General features: G+C 70.1%; 5 protein-coding genes. 4 read left to right on the top strand and 1 reads right to left on the bottom strand.

Annotated features, from left to right (window positions below; translation table 11 throughout):
- Positions 1-311 precede the first annotated feature (311 nt).
- From ACSFA2_RS21040 to ACSFA2_RS21025, 4 genes are all read left to right on the top strand, one after another.
- Positions 312-968 (top strand): hypothetical protein, encoded by a 657-nt coding sequence (locus tag ACSFA2_RS21040; RefSeq protein WP_435457277.1) that lies wholly within the window; start codon positions 312-314, stop codon positions 966-968.
- A gap of 138 nt (positions 969-1,106) precedes the next feature.
- On the top strand, positions 1,107-4,013 hold the full coding sequence (locus ACSFA2_RS21035) for a beta strand repeat-containing protein (protein ID WP_435457276.1): 2,907 nt from the start codon (positions 1,107-1,109) through the stop codon (positions 4,011-4,013).
- A 258-nt stretch (positions 4,014-4,271) separates the two neighbouring features.
- Complete coding sequence (locus ACSFA2_RS21030) at positions 4,272-11,504, top strand: hypothetical protein (RefSeq protein WP_435457275.1); 7,233 nt, start codon at positions 4,272-4,274, stop codon at positions 11,502-11,504.
- Positions 11,501-20,101, top strand: coding sequence for a prealbumin-like fold domain-containing protein (locus tag ACSFA2_RS21025; RefSeq protein ID WP_435457274.1), 8,601 nt, complete (start codon positions 11,501-11,503; stop codon positions 20,099-20,101). Before ACSFA2_RS21030 ends, ACSFA2_RS21025 begins: the two co-directional genes overlap by 4 nt.
- Here the strand turns inward: ACSFA2_RS21025 and ACSFA2_RS21020 are convergent.
- The gene (locus tag ACSFA2_RS21020) at positions 20,098-20,652 is read right to left on the bottom strand and encodes a Rossmann-fold NAD(P)-binding domain-containing protein (protein WP_435457273.1); all 555 of its coding nucleotides are present in this window, start codon (positions 20,650-20,652) and stop codon (positions 20,098-20,100) included. The genes ACSFA2_RS21025 and ACSFA2_RS21020 overlap by 4 nt on opposite strands.
- Between the last annotated feature and the right edge of the window lie 147 nt (positions 20,653-20,799).

Raw genomic sequence — 20,799 nt, 5'->3', positions numbered from 1 at the left:
GGCTGCGAAGTGTGAACTAGTTCCGGTGTTTTGCGTGTCAGGGTGGGTACATTTATTCACATTCAAAAATAAGAATTTCTTCGACACCGGCACAGGGGGACGGGTCGAGTCAATTCCAAAGGTCCGCCAGTGGCCGGAATTGATGGCTGAATAAAAACAGAAGTCTTCAAGGGATTCCTTTCTTTTTAGAGATTGCTGCCGTGCTGCAGCCCGCGGGGGCGTGCGCGTCCGCAATGGATCGGCGGCCCGAGCCGTCGTGGGTGCGACGGGCCATGTCGGGCCGCCGCTTGTCTTTTGAACTGGAGCATCCAATGCCAACTACAACATCGACTCAAGCTTCCTTCCTCCGGCGCGACATGGCGCCCTGGCACCGTGCCGTGCGCCTTGGCGTCGGCGTCCTGCTGGGGGCCGCGTGTGCCTTCTCCGCCGTCGCGCAAACCGGGTCGACCGTGGCCAAGCCCGCGGAGGCCGCCGCCGTGCCGGCGGCCGTGACCGTGGAGCTCCAGCAATCCAGGGTGGTCCAGGCCATCGACGGCAAGGAGCAGCTGCTCGATGCGGCATCGGTCAAGCCGGGCGACGTGCTCGAGTACACGGTGACCTACACCAACAAGACCGGCAAGCCGGTGTCGGGCCTGGTCGCCGACCTGCCGATTCCGGAAGGGCTCGAGTACCTGCCGCGCAGCGCCAAGCCGGGCGCGACCCTGGTGAGGGCGGCGGTGAAGGACGGTGAGTTCGCCGCCGAGCCGCTGATGCGCAAGACCCGGGACGGCAAGGCCGAGCCCGTGCCGTACAGCGACTACCGCGCGCTGCGCTGGACGCTGGGCCAGTTGCCCGCCGGCGGCGTGGCGTCGGTCAGCGCGCGCGCCAAGGTCGAAGTCGTGGTGCCGCCGGCGCCCAAGACCGCGAGTGCGACGCCGCCGGCAACGCCGTCCGCTGGCGTGTCGCCTGCCGCCGGCGCGCTGCGCTGACCGTGGCCTCGCTTGGTTTTCCCTTTCTCTCTTTCCTTCGACCGACAGCGCGCGATCCGATGGATGCCTTGCCCTCGGGAAGTGCATCGGCCGGGTTCTTCATGTTCCCTTTCTTTTGACAACCGAGGAGAAAACCAAGTGATTCCCACCCTGCCAACCCAACGCACCGGCTTCAGGCCACGTGCTTCATGGGCCGGCGCCGCCGCATTGACGCTGGGCTTCCTGTTCGGAAGCTCGCCCGTCTTCGCGGTCGCACCGCCTGCCAATACCGTCATCGGGAACCAGGCCTCGGCCTCCTACTCGGACACCAGCGGCAACACGCAGCTGGCCACCTCGAACCTGGTGCAGACCACGGTCCAGCAGGTCGGCTCGTTCACCCTCGACTCGTTCGGCACGGTCACGACGACGGTGGTCAACACGAAGATCGGCGCCGCCGGCTCCATCGTGTATGCGCCGCACGTGCTGACCAACACCGGCAACGGCCCGGACACCTTCACGCTCGCGGTCGCCGAAGACGCCACGACGCGCTTCTCCAAGATCGAGGTCTACGCCGATGCCAACGGCGATGGCGTACCGGACGGCACCACGCCGCTGTGCTCGGTCGTACCGGCAGCGACTTGCGCGGTGCCCGCACAGACGGTCGCGGGCGGCAACGGCACGTTCCCCTTCGTCGTGGCCTACACGATCCCCGGCACGGCCGTCGCGCCGACCACGCCGTATGCGCTGGCCACCGTCACGGCCACCGCGGGCACGCCGGCGCTCTACGCCCCGACGAACCTCGTGGCAGCCGACAAGGACCAGGTTGACCTGACCACGGTCGCGGCTTTCAACGCCACCAAGGCGATCGGCATTCCGGCAGTGGCCGGCCCGGGCGGCGCGGCATGGCCGACGGCCAGCACCGGCGGTCCGCGTTCGTCGCTCGCGTCGTGCTCGACCACCTGGGCGCCAGGCCTCGCCTCGAGCGCGACCTGCCAGTACACGGTCTACACGCTCACGTTCAACAACACCGGTGGTGCACCCGGTCGCTTCGCGCTGACCGACACCTTGCCTTCAGGCTTCACCTACGTCGCGGGTTCCGCGGTGTGGAGCAGCGCCCCTGGCGTCGCACTCGGTGATGGCGCTGGCGCCGACCCGGTCGGCATCGACTTCGCGGCCACCGGCAACACGCTGAATGCCGTCGTCGCGACGCTGAACCAGAACGTCACGCAGACGATCAGCTTCGTGGTGTTGGTCAACAACACCGCGGCGATCGGCACGTCGACGACCACCAACACGGGCCGCTACGAGCCCACATCGGTGCCGCTGACGACCACGTCGACCAACATCGGCACGCCAGGCTCGTCGACCAACCCGGCCGCCTACACCGTCGTCGCCAGCTACGGCCTTGTCGTCGGTACCAACCCATCGACCGCGCTGACGGCCGTCGACACGGTCGCCGGCACGCCCAACGGCACGGCCGCGGACACGACCACGCGTCCGACCGTGGTCGCAGGCGGCAGCGTCAAGTTCCCGCAGACCGTGTTCAACACCGGCAACGCCGTCGACACCGTCAACCTGACGATCGGCAGCAGCACCTTCCCGGCCGGCACCACCTTCCTGTTCTTCGCAGCCGACGGCGTCACGCCGCTGCTCGACACCACCGGCGACGGCGTGGTCGACTCGGGTCCGATCGCAGCGGGCGGCAGCGTGAACATCGTGGTGCAAGCCAACGTGCCCGCGAGCACGCTGGTCGGCACCGGGCCGTTCAGTGCAGTGGTCACGGGCCGTTCGGCCGGCGACACGACCAAGGTCGACGCCACGCTCGACCAGGTGACGATCGCGGTCGGTTCGCTGGTCGACCTGACCAACAGCGCCGCCGGTACCGGTTCGGGTTCCGTCGCAGGCGGCGACTTGGGCCCGGGCCCGAGCCCGCTGCCGACCACGACCCACACGACCTCCGCAGGCACGGGCACGATCTTCACGCTGTTCGTCAAGAACAACGACTCGATCGCCAACGCCTACACGCTCGCCGCAAGCCAGTCGGCCAGCTTCCCGGGCACGCTGCCGGCAGGCTGGACGGTGAAGTTCGTGGCGGCCGGTGCGACCTGTACCGGTGCTGCGATCACCACCGTGTCGGTGGCCGTCGGTGCGCAAGCGCAGGTCGACGCCTGCGTGACGCCACCCGCCACGCAAACGCCTGTGACCGACCAGAAGATCTACTTCCAGGTGCAATCGACCGCCGTCGCTTCGACCGGCGCGCCCGCGACCGACACCAAGCTTGACGCGGTGACGGTGACCACCGCCTCCCTGTGGGCTGCCACCCTGACGCCGAACAACGTCGGGCAGGTCGCTCCGGGCGGCACCGTCGTCTATGCCCACACGCTGACCAACACCGGCAACCAGACCTGCGGTGCCTACACGCTGACGGCCACCGTGCCAGGCGCGGACGCAACGCTCGGCTGGACCACCTCGATCTACCTCGACGTCAACGGTGACGGGCAGATCGATGCCGGCGACACGCTGGTGACCGGCCAGCTGCCAGGCCCGCTGCTGGCGGGTGGTACGCAGAAACTGCTGGTGCGCGTGTTCGCACCAGGCGGTGCCAGCGCCGGCGCGACCGACACCGCCACGGTGACGGCCACGTTCGCACCGGGCGCCGACTACTGCGGTGCACCCTCGGCCACCGACATCACCACGGTGATCAGCGGGCAGATCCGCGTCCTCAAGACGCAGGCTGCAGACGTTGCCTGCGACGGCACGGCTGACACCGTCTTCTCCGCGACCCCGCTGTCGCTCAAGCCGGGCGAGTGCATCGTCTACCAGGTCAAGGCCACCAACGAAGGCACCTCGCCGGTCACCAACCTCGCCATCAACGATGCGGCGCCTGCGTACACCAGCCTGACCGGTGCGACGCAACCCGCGAACCAATGCGTGGCCACCGGCATCACCGGTACCGCGCCGGTCTACGCGCAGAGCGCCACCGCCGTGAGCTGCGGCAGCGCCATCAACACCGTGTCACCGAGCGGCAGCGCCACGCTGACCTTCGCCGTGCGGATCAACAACTGACGGGTGGGTGATTGAGTCGCCGGCAGACCTCGGGGTCTGTCGGCTTGTGCGAAGCGCCGCCCCACGGCGCGCGCTTCGCTTTTTTCCATTGGCGTCGGGTCGTGTCACCGCCCCGACGCCAGCGGAAAAAAGTCCCTGTGTTCACGGCACTCCGGGGGGAGGGTCGACGGAAGGTTTCTCGGCGTGCAATCTCACTCAGACTCAAGGAGCCCGTGCTCGCGCCTGCACCCACTGCCATGGCGACATCGCCTGGGTGCCATGCGGGCGCTCGGCCTGGTGGCGTTGTTCTGCATGGCCTCGGCCGGGGCCGCACCGGCTCCGGGCGGGACCGTGATCCGCAACGTGGCGAAGGCCACCTACGTGCCCGCCGGCCTCGCGCAGACCGAAACCGCGAGCTCCAACGGCGTCGTCGCCATCGTGCTGCCGGTCGAGGCGCTGGTGCTCACGCAGGACCAGTCCGTCAACCGCCCGCCGGCCACCGTCGTCACGCTGAGCCACCTGCTGACCAACACCGGCAACGTGCCGTCGAGCTACACCTTCGCCTTCACCAACGACGGCAGCGGCTGCGCGGCCGACACGCTCGACCTGAGCACCTTGCGCGTGGTGCGTGACGTCAACAACAACGGCGTCGTCGATCCGGCCGATCCGGTGGTGGCGCTGGGCACCGGCGGCGCGCTGTCGCTGCAGCCCGGCGAAACCACCGCACTGCTGGTGCAGGGCACCATCCCTTCGACCGCCACCGGCATCGCCTGTGTGGCGCTGTCGGCCACCACCGCGCTGCAGCACCTCGTGGCCATCAACCGCGACACCGTGACCGTCGGCGACGTGGCGGTGATCGCCATCGTCAAGTCCGCGAGCTATCCCGGCCAGGTGATTCCGGGGCAGACCCGCATCGACTTCCTGGTCTCGGGCACCAACATCGGCGCGCGCGACGCGCAGCCGTCGAACACCGCCGCACCGGCCGGCACGCCGGTGCTGGTGAACGGTGCGCCGACGAGCCTGGTGCTGGTTCGCGACCTGGTGCCCGCCGGCACGCAGTACCTCGTCGGCACCCTGCAGAGCACGGCGGCGGGCGCGGTGCGGTTGTTCCGCATGCCGGGCGATGCAGCGTTCAGCTATCGCACCATCGACGATGCCGCGGCGATCGAGGTCGCCATCGGCGTGCCGACGCCGGTGGCGCGCAACGCATCGATCGCGATGAAGTTCGCGGTGCAGGTGCGCGCCGACCAGACCGGTGACATCCGCAACACCGCGCAGAGCTATTACAACGACGGCATCGCGTCGGCCGTGTCGCCATCGAACACGGTGGTCATCACCACCAGCCAGAGCCGCATCGGCGTGGCCAAGTCGGCCTCGGCGCCGCGCGTCAACCGAGGCCCCGACGGGCAGCTCGACGGCACGGCCACGGTGCGCTTCAGCGTGAACGTGCGCAACTACGGCGCCGAGTGGCTGTATGCCGTGCAGGCGACCGACGTGCTCGAAGGCGCCGGCGCAACGCAGTTCGGCAGCTACACCACGGCGCCGGTGCCGGGCCCGAACCAGTACACCATCGTGGCCGGCTCGATGGCCATTGCCGGCAACCAGGGCAACGGTGTGAGCGGAACGGTGGCGGTGGTCAACAACGCCTTCACCGGCACCGCGGCCGCGCAGAGTCTGCTGGCACCCGGCGCGGTGCTGCCGGTGGGCGCGCAGTTCACGCTGCAGTTCGAAGCGCGCATCAATTTCACCGGCCGCACCGGCACGCTCTTGAACACGGTGCGCGCGCAGGGCGCGCTCACGCCCGACGGCGCCGCAGTTGCGTTCGACGATTCGTCCGACGGCGACAACCCCGACCCCGATGGCGACGGCAACCCGAACAACAACACCTCGCCCACGCCGGTGTCGGTGCAGCTGCCGGCGCTGGTGCTCACCAAGACCACCTCGCTGCCAAGGCGCGTGGCGCTCGGCGTCTACGAGCTCGACTACATGCTGCGCGTGTCCAACACGGGTGTGGCCGTGGCACCCAACCTGCGGATCATCGACAACCTCAATTGCACCTTCGACATGGACAGGCCCGACGGCCTCGTGGCCGCCTGGGAACTGGTGGGCGTGCCCACGGTGCGCAACGGGCTGCTGAACGTGGCCCGCAGCTTCACCGGCCGCGCAGCCTGCAGCCGCGAGTCGCTCGAAAGTACCGACCCCTTCAAGCTGCCGACCGAAGTGGTGCTGAGCCTCACCGACGGCACCCGCGGGCTGGCGCCGGGCCAGAGCGAGACGCTCGCCTTCACGGTGCGCATCACCGAAAAGCCCGCGGCCATCGGCAGCCGCGTGCCGGTCACCAACAAGGCATGGGCCGCGGCCTTCGACCAGAACACGGTCAACGTGACGCCGTCGATGCTGGTGGCGGCGAGCGCGGCGTCGGTGCAGTCGCTGCTGGTCGATCCGGCGGGCACGGTCTACAACGCCGTCACGCGTCAGCCGGTGGCCGGCGCGGTGGTCACGTACACGCGCATGCGCTGCAACAGCGGCGCGGTCACGCCGATCACCGCGGCCGAGATCTACGGCGCGACCTCCGGGGCCTACACCTTCCATGGCAACGGCAGCGTCTCGATGACGACCGGCGCCGACGGTGGCTACCAGTTCTTCCTGCAGTCGCCGCCGGTGACCGGCATGTGCACCTACCAGCTCAGCGTGGTGCCGCCCGCCGGCAGCGGCTACGTGCTGCCGTCGCAGATCATTCCCGTGACGGCGGGCAGCTACGCACGCTGCGGCGCCGTCGCACCGAACGCCGGCCCGCCGCAGAACAGCGACCCGACGACCTACCACTTCTCGGTGAATGCCGGCGTCGGCGACACCGGCGTGCCGTGCGACGTGGTGCACAACCACATCCCGCTCGACCCGGGCAACCTCCTCGGCCTGGTGCTGCGCAAGGACGGCAGCAAGCGCCAGGTGGAGTTTGGCGATTTCATCGACTACGCGCTGACGGTCACCAACAAGACGGGTTTCCCCGTCACCGGCATCACCTTCAACGACAGCCTGCCGCCCGGCTTCGCCTACGTCGCCAACAGCGCGCGGCTCAATGGCGTCGCGGTGGCAAACCCGGCCGGCGGTGCCGGGCCGGGCCTGGTCTTCGATTACCCGACGCAGGTGCTCGGCATCGACCAGTCGGTCATGGTGCGCTACCGCGCGCGCATCGGTGTGGGCGCGCCCACCAACGGCGACGCCATCAACCGCGCACGGGCCGCCTCGGGCCCGTTGCAGTCGAACCTCGCGAACTGGACCGTGCGGGTGACCGGTGGCGTGTTCTCCGACGAGGCCTTCCTGTTCGGCAAGGTCTACATGGACTGCAAGCGTGACGGGAAGCGCAATGAAAAGCGCGACGGCGAGCACCAGGGCGACGACGCGCAGGAACGCGACGGCAAGCAGGAGGGCGTCGACGAAGTCGGCATACCGGGCGTGCGTCTGTACCTCGAGGACGGCACCCACGTCGTCACCGACGTCGAAGGCAAATGGAGTCTCTACGGACTGAAGCCGCTGACGCACGTGGTGCGCCTCGACCAGACCACGCTGCCGACCGGCGCACGGCTCGAGCTGCTGGACAACCGGAATGCCGGCAGGCCCGAGAGCCGCTTCGCCGATCTCAAGAAGGGCGAGTTCCACAAGGCCAACTTCATCGTCGGCAACTGCGACAGCGCCGCGGTGGTGGACGAGGTGATCGCGCGCCGCGCCGCCATCGCCGCGTTGCCGGACACCGAAGCCGAGGCCCAGGTGCGGCTGCGCCTGGACCCAGAAGGCAAGGTCGTTCCGATCGGTGACATCCGGTCGCTGCCGGCCTCCGGGCAGTCGCTGGCGAGCGGCAGCACCGGAAGTCTGTCGACCACCTCGGCGCCGCTGATCGCGATGCCGGCAGCCGCCGCGAACGCGAGCAGCTTCGTCGGTGCTGCTGCCGGCATGGGCGGCACGCTCGGCGTTGCGGCCAGTGCGCCTGCAACGCCGGCCGGCAGCCTGTTCGCCGCGCTCCACGGTCTGCCGACCGGCGGGCAGTCGTCGGCACCCGGCGGCACCGCCACCGGCCTGGGCGCCTATGGCAGCACGCCGATCAACACCGCCGCCGCCAACCTGGCGCCACGTGCCACTGCACTGCTGCCGGCCGCCGTGCCCAGCCCGATCGACCTCGAAACGCTCTTGCCACGGCTCGACGGCAACGCGCTGGGCTTCATCGGCCTGAAGGACGGCGACACGCTGCCCGCGCAGTCGATCAATGTCCGCGTGAAAGGCGGGGCGGGGCTGGCCCTGCGGCTCATCGTCAACGGGCAGGCCGTCGACGAGCGCCGCGTCGGCAAGAAGACGCAGTTGCCGGCCCGGCAGATCGCAGCCTGGGAATACATCGGCGTCGCGCTCACCCCTGGGGCCAACACGCTGCGGCTCGAAGCGGTCGACGACTTCGGCAACCCCCGCGGCACGCCCCAGCAGATCGGCGTGATCGCGCCCGACAAGCTCGGCGCGATCCAGATCGAGCTGCCGGACGTGGCGCGCGCCGACCTGCGCACGCCGGTGGTCGTCACGGTGCGGCTGGTCGATGCCGCAGGCGTGCCGGTCACGGCGCGCACCCAGCTCACGCTGGAGAGCGACCGCGGCCGCTGGCTCGACGAAGACCTGAACCCGGCCGAGCCCGGCACGCAGCTCTTCATGGACGGCGGCGTCGCGCGCTTCGGCCTGCTGCCGCCCGGCGAGCCCGGCGATGCCCGCATCCGTGTGACGGCCGGCGCCTTCGTCAAGGAAGTGCGCCTGGCCCTGCTGCCGGAACTGCGGCCGATGATCGGCGTCGGCATCGTCGAAGGCGTGCTCGACTTCACCAAGCGCGGCGGCTTGCCGCTCGGCGCCATGCCGGCGGGCGCGGCCTTCGAGACGGAACTGACCGGCCTGTCGGACACGCACAACGACCGCCGCGCGACGGCGCGTGCCGCCTTCTTCTTCAAGGGCGCGGTCAAGGGCGAGTACCTGCTGACGGCTGCGTTCGATTCCGACAAGACGCTGAAGGACCGCCTGTTCCGCGACATCCGGCCCGACGAGTTCTATCCGATCTATGGCGACTCCTCGGTCAGAGGCTTCGACGCGCAGAGCTCGCAGAAGCTGTATGTGCGCATCGACAAGAACCGCTCCTACCTGCTGTACGGCGACTTCACCACCGCGAGCAGCACCGAGGTGCGCGTCCTGAGCCAGAGCAACCGTGCGCTGACCGGGCTCAAGCATGTGGTCGAAGACGAGAACGTGCGCGCCACCAGCTATGTCTCGCGCACCGCGCAGACGCAGCAGGTCGAGGAGTTCCGCGCGCTCGGCACGTCCGGCCCGTACTACCTGCGGGCCGGCGGCGGCGAATTTGTCGACAACAGCGAGCAGGTCGAGGTGATCGTGCGCGACCGCCACCAGCCCGACATCGTGCTGCAGCGCACGGCGGTGGCGCGCTTCGTCGACTACACGGTCGAGACGCTGACGCGCCGCATCCTGTTCACGCACCCGATCTCCTCGGTCGACGCCAACCTCAACCCGCAGTCGATCCGCGTGACCTACGAAGTGGACAGCGGCGGCCCGAAGTTCACCGTGGCCGGCACCGATGTGCAGGTGAAGGTGGGCGAGCGTCTGCAGCTCGGCGTGGTCGCGAGTACCGACGGCAACCCCGAGAACAAGCGCAAGCTCGGCGCGCTCACCGCGGTGGCGCGCCTGGGCGACGACACCACCCTGGCGGCCGAAGTGGTGCGCACCGAGTCCGACGACAAGGGCAAGGGCCACGGCGCGCGCGTCGAGGTGCGGCATCAGACTGAGCAGCTGGCCGTGGTCGCGCTGGCCAACAAGACCGATGAAGGCTTCGACAACCCGGGTGCCAGCTTTTCCGCAGGCCGCACCGAAGCCTCGGCGCGCGCTGAATTCAAGGTCGATGCGACCACCGCGGTGCGCGGCGAACTGCTCTACAGCAAGGATGCGTTGCTCGACGGCGACCGCCGGGGCGCGACCCTGAGCGTGCAGAAGAAGCTGAGCGACATGGTGGTGGCCGAAGCGGGCGTGCGGCACGGCCAGCGCAACGCGGCGATGGGCACCAGCGCGGGCTTCGACTACGGCCAGATCTCCACCTACAACGGACAGCTCGGCGGCAGCGTGGCGGCCGGCAACGTCACCGCGCTCGGTGCGGCCGCCACCGCCAATGCCGCGAGCGAGAGCCTCACGACCGTGCGGGTGCGCCTGTCGACCCAGCTGCCCGAGCTGCCGCAGGCGCAGGTCTTCGTGGAAGGCGAGCAGGACGTGCACCGGTCGAGCCGCCATGCGCTCGCCATCGGCGGCAACTACGCCATCACCGACAAGACCCGCGCGTACGGTCGCTACGAACTCGTCTCCAGCCTGTACGGGCCCGACGAGCTGAGCACCTCGCAGTCGAACAACGTCGGGGTGCTCGGCATCGAGAGCAACTACATGGAAGGCGGCCGCGTGTACAACGAGTACCGGCTGGCCGACAGCATCGACGGGCGCTCGGCCCAGACGGCGATCGGCGTGCGCAACACCTTCAAGGTCACCGATCGCCTCCATCTCACCGGGGGTCTGGAGCACACGCGGCGACTCGGCAGCTACGACAACAGTGTCAACAACGGCACCGGCTATTCGGGCGGCCTGCTGGGCGAATCCACCGCCATCACCGCCGGCGCCGAGTACCTGACCGATCGGTCCAAGGCGAGCGGCATCGTCGAAGCACGGCGCGGCGACGACGCCGACACGCGTCTGTTCAGCGCGGGCTTCGGCTACAAACTGTCGCCCGAACTCAGCCTGCTCGCGCGCAGCGTGGTGAGCGACAGCGAAGGCAAGGGCGGCAACGCCGGCAACGAGCGGCATCTGCAGCGCCACCAGATTGGCCTGGCGTATCGCCCGGTCGACACCGACGTCTGGAATGCGCTGGCGCGCTACGAGCATCGCGCCGAGCGCATCGAAGGCGCCGGCAACATGGCCGGTGCCATCGCGGGAAGCAGCGTGTTCGGCGCCGACCATGGCAACGCGAGCCTGCCCGGCAGCACCAGTGCCGACATCGTGTCGACCCACCTCAACTACAACCCGCAGCGCGGCAGCGTGTTCACCGGCCGCTACGCCGCAAAGATCGCGCGCGCCGACGACGGCGCGCTCAAGAGCACCTACTGGGCGCACCTGCTGCACGGCCGCTACACGCAGGACCTCGACAAGACCTGGGACGTCGGCGTCCAGGGCGGCCTCCTGCACGGCAAGGGCGGCGGCCTGCAGAAGACGCTGGGCGTGGAGATCGGCGTTCGGCTCATGAAGGACCTGTGGCTGTCGGCGGGCTACAACGTCATCGGCCTGCGGGACCGCGAGCTCACGGCCAACGAATACACCAGCAAGGGTGCCTACCTGCGCATCCGCTTCAAGTTCGACGAGACGGGGCTGGGCTTCGCGTCGGCGGGCGGCCCCGCGCCCAGGCCGTCGGCGGAACTGGGCGGAAACGAGAAACAAGAATGAAGCGTCGACTCTCCTGGCGCCGCGTCGCCGTTTCGCTGCTGGCACCGTGGGTGCTGATGGCGGGCATGGCGGCAGAGGCGCAGGTCGCCCCCGCGCAGTCGGGCGTGCGGGCCGCCACCAACGGCCAGCTGGCGAACGGCACCGCGCAGGACGTGCTCCAGGCCATGGTGCGCAATGCGGCGCAGAACCCGGTGAGCGGCGCCATCGTGACCTTCGCGGCCACCCCCGGCGTGGCATTCAACGGTGGCGCCGTCGGTGCCTCCGGGACCTGCACGACCAATGCGACGGGCCTGTGCCAGGTCACGGCGACCAGCACCGTTGCCGGCGTGAAGAGCACTGCAGTGAGCACCGCGGCCGGGGTGCTGACCGGTGCGTTCACTGCGGGCGGCAACACCTACCAGGCCAGCCCCATTGCCTACGGCTTCGGCCCGCCGCCGACCATCGCGATCCGCAAGCAGACGGTCAACGCCACCGGCACCAACACCTTCGGCTTCACGCTCACCAATGTCACCGGGCTGACCGACAGCGTGACCGTCACCGGCGTCGCGACGGTGGCCTCGGGGGTGGTCCACACGGGGACGCCGGGCACGGCCGTGACGATCCAGGAGTCGACGGTGCCGGCGTGGTGGCCCGGCAATCCGACAAGCGTGCTGTGCATCGACGCCAATGCCGCCGTCAGCGGCAATGCGGTAAGCAACCTCGCAACGCGCAGCGGCAACACGGCAACGCTGAGGGCGGCCAACGTACGGGCGAATGCCGTCATCACTTGCACGTTCGTCAACACGGCCGGACCGGTCCTCGCTCTCACGAAGACGGCGCCTGCCACGGTAGTGCCGGGCGGGACGATGACCTATGGCCTGAGCCTCAACAACAGCGGGCTCGGTGCGACCGGCACCACCGTTCTGATTCCAGAACAATTGCCGACGGGCGTCGTGCTCACGGCTGTGACACCCGGCCCCGGTGCCGGCAGCGTGTCGTGCGGCACGCTGCCGAGCGCCCCTGGCGCCGGGTTCGAGTGCACGATGACCCTGCCGCCCGGCGGCATCGGGCCGGGCGCCACGGTCGGGTTCACCTTGACCACGACCGCGCCGGCCATCGCTGCGGGAGCCGTGCTGATCAACTACGCCACCGCCGCCACAAGTGGGTTCGGCACCGTCGACCAAGTCACTGCCCAATGCGTGCCGAGCGCAGACGCCAGCTGTGCCAATGCCAGCACGACCGTGGTGACCGGCGCGGCCGCGGTGGCGCAATCGGGTGTGCGCACCGTGACCGACAACCAGCTGGCCGACGGCACGGCGCAGGACGTGCTCGAGGCCATGGTGCGCGATGCCGGCGGCAACCCGGTGGCTGGCGCCGTCGTGACCTTTGCGGCCACCGCCGACGTGGCCTTCAACGGTGGCGCCATTGGCGCGGCCGGCACCTGCACCACCGATGCGGCAGGGCGCTGCCAGGTGACGTCGACCAGCACGGTGGCGGGCGCGAAAAGCAGCGCAGCGAGCATCGCGGCCGGCGTGATGACCGGCGCCTTCACCGCGGGTGGCAATGCGTACCACGCGAGCCCCGCCACCTACAACTTCGTCGGCTTGCCGCGCGTCGTGGTGCGCAAGACCACGACCAACGGGGCAGGGCCCAACACCTTCGGCTTCACGCTGACGGGCGTCACGAACCTGACCGACAGCATCGCCGTCGCCGGCGCGGCGACGGTGGTATCGGCCGTCGTTCACGACGGCACGGTCGGCACGGCCGCGACCATCGCCGAATCGAGCGTGCCCACAGGCTGGCCGGCGACGCCGGTGTCCGCCATCTGCCTGGACGCCAACGCGCCGGCCGACGGCAACGTCACGACGAACCTGGCGACCACGGTCGGCAGCACGGCGACGCTCGCCGGCGGCGTGATGAAGGCCGGCGCGCTGATCACCTGCACCTTCACCAACACGGCGGCACCGATCGTCTCGCTGTCCAAGACCGCACCGGCCACCGCGACCCCCGGCGCTGCGATGAGCTATGGACTGACTGCCGCGAACATCGGCGCGATCGCCACGGGCACCACGGTCGTGGTGCGCGAGCAGCTGCCGCCGGGCGTCGTCGCCACGGCCGTCACGCCCGGCACTGGCGTCACCGCGGTCGCCTGCGGGGCCTTTCCGAGCGCGGCGGGCGCTGCGCTGACCTGCACGATGACCTTGCCCGCCGGCGGCATCCCGGCCGCTGCTTCGCGCAGCTTCACGCTGGCTGCCACGGCGCCGTCGACCGCCGCATTGGCGGCCACCGGCACCGTGCTCACCAACTACGCCAACACCAACGTGTCCGGCAGCGGCACCCCGGCCACCGCGCCGGGCGCGGCGTGCGTGTCCAACGCCACGGTCAGCTGCGCCAGCGCCGCGACCACGATCGTCGCCGGTGCAGGCGTCGTCGCGCAGTCGGGCGTGCGCACCGTCACCGACAACCAGCTGGCCGACGGCATGGCGCAGGACGTGCTCGAGGCCATGGTGCGCGACGTGGCGCAGAACCCGGTGAGCGGCGCCGTCGTGACCTTCGCGGCGACTGCCACCGTGGCCTTCAACGGCGGGACGGTCGGCGCGGCCGGGACCTGCACGACCGATGCATCGGGGCGCTGCCAGGTCACGACGACCAGCACGGTCGCTGGTGCCAAGAGCAGCGCGACCAGCATCGCCGCGGGTGTGATGACCGGCGCGTTCACGGCCGGTGGCAACGCCTACCACGCCAGCCCGGTCACCTACAACTTCGTCGCCTTGCCACGCATCGTCGTGCGCAAGACCACGACCAATGGGGCAGGCGCCAACACCTTCGGCTTCACGCTGACGGGTGTGACCAACCCGACGGACAGCATCGTGGTGACCGGCGTGGCGAACGTCGCATCCGCCGTCATCCACAACGGCACGGTCGGCACGGCTGCGACCGTTGTCGAATCGAGCGTGCCCACGGGCTGGCCGGCGACGCCGGTGTCTGCCGTCTGCCTGGACGCCAATGCGCCGGCCGACGGCAACGTGACGACGAACCTGGCGACCACGGCCGGCAGCACGGCGACGCTCGCCGGCAGCGTGATGAAGGCCGGCGCGCTGATCACCTGCACCTTCACCAACACGGCGGCACCGATCATCACGCTGTCGAAGACTGCTCCGACCACCGTCGCCCCCGGCGCTTCGATGAGCTATGGGCTGAGCGCAGCGAACACCGGGCCGATCGCCACGGGCACGACGGTCGTGGTGCGGGAGCAATTGCCGCCAGGCGTCGTCGCCACGGCCGTCGCGCCCGGCGCCGGCGTCACCTCGGTCGCCTGCGGCGCCTTGCCGAGCGCCGCGGGCGCTGCACTCACCTGCACGATGACCTTGCCCGCCGGCGGCATCCCGGTGGCTGCAGCACGCGGCTTCACCTTGACCGCGACCGCGCCGTCGACCGCGGCACTCGCTTCCACCGGCACCGTGCTCACCAACTACGCGAACACGAACGTGTCCGGCAGCGGTACGCCAGCCACGGCGCCTGGCGCGTCGTGCGTCTCCAGTGCCACGGTCAGTTGCGCGAGCGCCGCGACCACGATCGTTACCGGCGCGGGGGCCATCGCGCAGTCGGGCGTGCGCACAGTGACCGACAACCAGCTGGCCGACGGCACGGCCCAGGACGTGCTCGAGGCCATGGTGCGCGACGCGGCGCAGAACCCGGTGAGCGGGGCGGTGGTCACCTTCGCAGCGACCACCACCGTGGCCTTCAACGGGGGTGTCGTCGGTGCCGCAGGAAGCTGCACGACCGATGCGTCCGGGCTGTGCCAGGTCACGGCCACCAGCACGGTCGCTGGCGCCAAGAGCAGCGCCACCAGCATTGCCGCGGGGGTGATGACCGGCGCGTTCATTTCAGGCGGCAACACCTACCACGCCAGCCCGGTGACCTACACCTTCGTTGCGCTGCCACGCATCATCGTGCGCAAGACCACGACCACTGGCGTGGGCGCCAACACCTTCGGCTTCACGCTGACCGGTGTCACCAATTCGACCGACAGCATCGCCGTGACCGGCGCGGCAACGGCCGCGTCGGCGGTCGTTCACAACGGCACCGCCGGCACGGCCGCCACGGTTGGTGAAACCGGCGTGCCCACGGGCTGGCCGGCGACGCCCGCGTCCATCAGCTGCCTGGATGCCAACGCCCCGGGCAACGGCAATGCCACGACCAACCTGGCGACCACGGTCGGTGAGACGGCATCGCTCGCCGGCAGCGTGATGCGGCCCGGCGCGCTGATCACCTGCACCTTCACCAACACGGCGGCACCGATCGTCTCGCTGTCCAAGACCGCACCGGCCACCGCGGTCCCCGGCGCTGCAATGAGCTATGGGCTGACTGCCGCGAACATCGGCGCGATCGCCACGGGCACGACGGTCGTGGTGCGCGAGCAGTTGCCGCCGGGCGTCGTCGCCACGGCCGTCACGCCCGGCACCGGCGTCACCGCGGTCGCCTGCGGCGCCTTCCCGAGCGCGGCGGGCGCTGCGCTGACCTGCACGATGACCTTGCCCGCCGGCGGCATCCCGGCCGCTGCCTCGCGCAGCTTCACGCTGGCTGCCACGGCGCCGTCGACCGCCGCGCTGGCGGCCGCCGGCACCGTGCTCACCAACTACGCGAACACCAACGTGTCCGGCAGCGGCACCCCGGCCACGGCACCGGGCGCGGCGTGCGTGTCCAGTGCCACCGTCAGCTGCGCCAGCGCCGCGACCACGATCGTCGCCGGTGCAGGCGCTGTCGCGCAATCGGGCGTGCGCACCGTGACCGACAACCAGCTGGCCGACGGCACGGCCCAGGACGTGCTCGAAGCCATGGTGCGCGACGTGGCGCAGAACCCGGTGAGCGGCGCTGTCGTGACCTTCGCGGCGACTGCCTCCGTGGCCTTCAACGGTGCTGCCGTCGGCGCCGTCGGCACCTGCACCACCAATTCGGCCGGCCTTTGCCAAGTCACCGCGACCAGCACGCTGGTCGGCGCGAAAAGCAGCGCCGCGAGCATCGCTGCGGGCGTGATGACGGGTGCCTTCACGTCGGGCGGCAACGCGTTCCACGCCAGCCCTGTGACCTACAGCTTCGTGCTCGGCGCCGCGAGCGGCGCGCAGTCGGGCCTGCGCGTGGTCGACGACAACCGGCTGGCGAACGGCGTCGCACAAGACCTGCTGGAGGTCTACATCCGCGACGCCGGTGGCAACCCGGTCGGCGCCGGCACGGTTGTGGGCTTCGGTGCGACGCCCAATGTCGCCTTCAACGGCGGTGCCGTCGGCGCTGGCGCGAGCTGCACCACGACGGCCGCGAGCACCTGCCAGGTCACAGCCACGAGCACCGTGGCCGCGATCTACAGCACGACGCCGGTCACGGTCGGCGGCGTGGCGCTGGCGGGCAGCTTCACGGCCGGTGGCAACAGCTACTTGCCGAGTCCGCAGCCTTACCGGTTCGGCGCGATGCCGACCGTCACGATCCGCAAGATCTCGCTGAACGCGATCGGCACTTTCGATTTCACCGGCAGCAACGGCCTGCAGGCGCAGAGCATCACGACCAGTGTCTCCGGCACGCCGGCCAGCGCGCTCACGCAGACGCTGTCGGCGGCTGGCGTGGTGACGACGATCACCGAAGCCATTCCACCCGCCGGCTTCAGTCTGACCAGCGCGTCCTGCACCGGCCTTGGCGCTGGCGGCACCGCCACGCTCAGCGGCAACACGCTCACGCTGAATGCAGCCGCGACGGCGCCGGGCAGCAACGCGGTCTGCACCTTTACCAACACCGGCTCGACCGTGGTGGTGCCGCCGATCCCGCCGACCATCATGTGCACGACCAATCCGGCGGTCTTCAACACCGCCTACGGCCCGACCGGCCCGCTCACGTCGGGTCGCGACACCGTGTGGGAATCGGGCGAGGGCACGGCGACGGGCGGCCCAGGCAGCGTGGCGAGTTGGCAGCGGTCCTATGTCGGCAACCAGGCGCCGGGCGCGTGGATCAATTCGCCCTTCGGCACTGCCAACTGGATCTCGAACTACACGACGGCGGGGCAGGGCGCCAACAACGTGGATGTCTACCATCGGTTCACCTTCAGCCTGGCGCCCTCGGTCACGCCGTCGAGCTTCTCGCTGAAGCTGGACTTCTATTCCGACAACTCGGTGGCCGAGGTGTTCGTCAACGGCGTGCTGCAGACCGTGCCAAGCGTCCCCCAGGGCGGCCCGAACCCGTATGTCCACGTCGGGTTCGTGGCGGGAGCTGCGGCCACCGCGACGCTGGCCAACAACTGGCAGAGCGGTACCAACTCGGTCGTCTTCCACATCAAGAGCGGCCCTGGCGCCGAGGGCTTCCTCGCGCAGAGCACGGCCACCACCGTGTGTGCGCCACCGACGGTCACACTGTCGAAGACCACCACGGGCAGTGCTGGCGGACCCTTCGGCTTCTTGCTGACGAACACGGCGCAAGCCAGCGGCAGCGCCACCACCACGGTCGCCGGCACGCCGGTGCAGGTCGATGGCAACACGGCCACGGCGGGCCTGCAGGCGTTCAGCGGGACCGCGGTTGGCACGGCGGTGACCATTGACGAGGCGGCCGTGCCCGGGTGGAATCTGGCCAGCGCGATTTGCACCGACGCCGGGGCGCCGGTCGGCAGCCTGGGGACAGGGGCCGCAGCGCGGACGTACACGATCCCGGCTGCGAGCGTGCAGTACGGCAAGGCGCTGCAATGCCTCTTCACGAATTCGGCGTCCGCGACCGTCACGGTCCGCAAGGTCTCGATCGGCAACGTGGGCAGCTTCGGTTTCACCGGCGACAACGGGCTCGCGGCCCAGAGCATCGTGACGGCAACGGCCGGCACGGCGGTCGCAGCGGGCATCCAGACCCTGGCCACCCCCGCCACGGTGACGACCCTCACCGAAGACCCGCTGCCGGCGAACTACGCGCTGACGGCGGTGGCTTGTTCCGGCCTGGGCGCCGGCGGGTCTGCGACGCCGGACCTGCCGAACCGCAAGGTCGTGCTGGATGCTGCCGCCACCGCCGCCGGCAGCAACATCGTCTGCACCTTCACCAACACCTACACGCCGCCGTACCCCAAGGTGCAGATCGTCAAGACCACCGTCGGCGGCACCGGCAGCAACGTGTTCGGCTTCGCGCTGAGCGGCCTGTCGGCGCCGACGGACACGATCACGGTGGTGGGCGCGGGCACGGCCAGCGGCAGCGCGACCCTCGTGGGTACCGCTGGCTTGGAAGCCTCGATGAAGGAGACGGTGCCGACCGGCTGGCCCGCCAACCCGGTGAGCGCCAGCTGCGTCGACACCGCCAGCGCCACGCCCACCGCGGCATTCGGCACGCTGGTGGCGAACCAGCTGACGATTCCCGCAGCGAACATGCTGGCCGGTGCGGCCATCACCTGCACCTTCACCAACAGCTTCGGCTTCAGCGTGGGCGGGCGGGTCTTCAACGACAACGGCGTCGGCGCGGGCACCGCGAACGACGGCATCCCCAACGGGGGCGAGGCCGGCATCGCGGGGGTCACCGTTCGACTGACGAACTGCGCCGCCACGGTGCTCGCCAGCGCCGTGACCGATGGCGCCGGCCGCTACACGCTCGCGGTGCCCTTCGCCACCGCGCCGGCGGCCACGCTCTGCGTGGAAGAGACGAACCCCGCGACGCCATCGGCCTGGACCTCGACCGGGGCGTCGGTGGGCGGCACGGCCCTGCCGTCGGGCACGGCCACGACGGTGGCAGGCACCGCGTACACCTACACCCGCACGGGTACGCCCGACCGCATCGCCTTCGCCTGGAACGGCAGTGCTCCTGCGAGCCTCGACTTTGGCGATGTGGCGCCGAACACCTTCGCGGCCGACGGCGCCAAGACCGGCCTGCCTGGCAGCACGGTGAGCTACCCCCACACCTTCAAGGCGCAGACCGGCGGCGTGGTGCGCTTCGGTATCCCCAGCGAGGTCGCCACGCCGACGCTGGCGGGCTGGAGCGGCAAGATCTTCGCGGACACGGCCTGCACCGGGGCGCTGCAGGCGGGCGCCGTGCTGCTGTACCCGCCCTCGGTGCCTGTGACGGTCGTGGCCGGGCAGAGCGTCTGCCTCGTGATGCAGGAGTTCATCCCGGCCACGGCGATGAGCGGCCACAGCAACAACGCCACCGTGCAGGCCAGCTTCGACTTCAGCAACGCCAGCCCGGCGCTCGGCGCGAGCTATACGGTGCACGACATCACGACCGTCTCCGACAGCGTGCTCGAGCTGAAGAAGGAGGTGCGCAATGTCACGCAGGGCGGTGCCTTCGGCATCAACAACCAGGCGAAGTCGGGCGAGACGCTGGAGTACCGCATCACCTACACGAACAACGGCGTGTCGCCCATCGGCACCCTGAGCGTGAACGACACGACGCCCAGCTACACCAGCTTCGTCGGGGCGCAAACCGGCAGCACGCCGGCCACGCTGACCGCTTGCCAGAAGACGACGCCAGCGAACCCGGCGCCAGGGCCGACGGTGGCGTGTGCCGCGGCGCAGGCCGGCGGCGGCACGGGGGCGCTGAGCTGGCATTTCACGGGGATGCTGACGCCCGGGGCATCCGGCGCGGTGACGTTCACCGTGAAGGTCGACTAAGCAATGGTCGCCAGCAGCAGCGCCTGCAGCAGGAATCGCCGGTCACCCGCCTGGTCGATGGTGTTGCCGTCCAGCACCAGCGCCAACGCAGGGTGGCTGCCGTCGGCCAGACCGCGGTAGACCGGCACACCCGCATGGGTTGCCAGTTCGGCCGCGGCAGCCGGCGCGGTGGTCCCGACGTCGATCGCGTCGTACATGCGCCCCAGCATGCGAGCGATGCGCGCGCACTCGGCCACCTCGGGCGGCGGCTCGCCCAGGCTGACCCGCGCCACGCGCACCCCCAGGTGGGCCGCGGCCTCGTGCAGCGCCGACACGGTGGCACCGCTCGCCGCCTGAAGCACGGCCAGGTTCTTTCCCTGAAGCAGCGGCAGGGCCGGGTGGCCGGCGATCGATGCCGCCTTGAGCCGGCTGGCGAGATCGCGCAGCTCCGTCGCCGCCGCGGCGTTCAGCAAGGTGTCGGACGCGAGGGCGCGCAGGGCGGGAGACGGTGGAAGCGAGGTCACGGCTGCGAGCGTACGGATGCCTGCGGCCACCGGGTTGATGCCCGTCAAGGCGGCGTCATCGCGCGGGGCACCGCTGCCGTGTCGGCGCCTTCGGACACGTCCCAGACATAAAACGTCAATCACTGTTACCAACGGGGCGGTCCCGTTGTCGGTCGTGTTGCATTGCTTTCGTACGCTCCTTCCATCGACCCGCAC

This window comes from Variovorax cryoconiti (genome assembly GCF_051216395.1).
Taxonomy (GTDB): domain Bacteria; phylum Pseudomonadota; class Gammaproteobacteria; order Burkholderiales; family Burkholderiaceae_C; genus Variovorax.
Note: the sequence above shows the minus strand (reverse complement) of the source record. Positions and strands in the feature narration are given on the sequence as shown.

What these genes read in the sequence shown, in the direction of transcription:
- ACSFA2_RS21040 (WP_435457277.1), top strand. Translation starts at nt 312, where the DNA reads ATGCCAACTACAACATCGACTCAAGCTTCCTTCCTCCGGCGCGACATG.
- ACSFA2_RS21030 (WP_435457275.1), top strand. Translation starts at nt 4,272, where the DNA reads ATGCGGGCGCTCGGCCTGGTGGCGTTGTTCTGCATGGCCTCGGCCGGG.
- ACSFA2_RS21025 (WP_435457274.1), top strand. Translation starts at nt 11,501, where the DNA reads ATGAAGCGTCGACTCTCCTGGCGCCGCGTCGCCGTTTCGCTGCTGGCA.